Origin of the sequence: Frigoribacterium sp. CG_9.8 (genome assembly GCF_015751965.1) — a bacterium.
GTDB lineage: Bacteria > Actinomycetota > Actinomycetes > Actinomycetales > Microbacteriaceae > Lacisediminihabitans.
The window spans coordinates 1-1,039 of the sequence record NZ_JADOVH010000011.1; the positions used below are offsets into that span (position 1 = coordinate 1).

The window sequence follows — 1,039 nt, forward strand, 5'->3', positions numbered from 1 at the left end:
TTTGCCGCCGATGCCGGTATGGGGTCTGTGGTGATTGTAGCTATGCACCCACGCGTCGTAGGTCGCAGCTCGGGCGGCGTCGGAGCTGTAGTGGTGGGCGTAGGCCCATTCGAACGCGAGGGTGCGGTGGAACCGTTCGATCTTCCCGTTCGTCTGCGGCCGGTAAGGGCGGGTGAATTTATGGGCCACGGTGCCGAGTGCGACGGTGAACAGCTTTGACCGGTAGCAGGACCCGTTGTCCGATAGGACTCGTTTCACGGTGATCCCGAGCGACTCGTAGTAGGCATTTGCTCTGGACCAGAATGCTGCCGCGGTCACTCCTTTCTCGTCTCCGAGGATTTCTGAATAGACGACGCGGGAGTGGTCGTCGATCGTGGAATGCAGGAACGCGTAGCCGGTCGGGACCGATTTCTTCTTGTTCTTCTTTCCTGCCTGGCCGAGAGTCCGCCACCCGCCGCCGGCGGGGATCCGGCCAAGTTTCTTCACATCGATATGGATCATGTCCCCTGGTGTGACGTGTTCGTAGCGGACCGCTTTGGCTTTGCGGACGGCCAGGCCGGTGTTCACATCGATGTGACCCAGCAGAGGCATCCGGTAGCGGGCCAAAACTTTCGAGACCGTCGATTGGGGCAGGTGCAGGTGGTAACCGATCCGGTGGGGTCCCCACCGTTTCGAGAACCGCAAAGCGATGATTCGCCGTTCCGTCCGAAGCGCAGTCCTGGTCGGTGACGACCACGGTTTCGACGAATGGTCGGTAAGCCCAGCCAGACCCTGCACCCGGTAGCGGCGCACCCATTTGGAGACCGTCGCACGAGAGACCTGCAATCGTTCGGCAACTCGGGCCTGCACCCAGTGGCCGTCGATGACCAGCTCTACAAGTTTGCGGCGCCCTTCAGGCGTCAGCGGAGCATGACGATGAGTAACGTAAGAGATGAGGGCCTCCGTTTGATCGAATGAGTGTCGTAACCCATATCGATACCGGAGGTCCTCACCTTTTCAACTCACGCCACGCACACAACCTCCGTGGGAAGAACACCTA

Annotated in this window: 1 protein-coding gene; it reads right to left on the minus strand. The window is 60.3% G+C overall.

From position 1 onward, the window contains the following. On the minus strand, positions 1–933 hold a 933-nt coding region (locus IWX88_RS13670; RefSeq protein WP_196831177.1), incomplete at its 3' end, for an IS481 family transposase. Positions 934–1,039 lie beyond the last annotated feature (106 nt).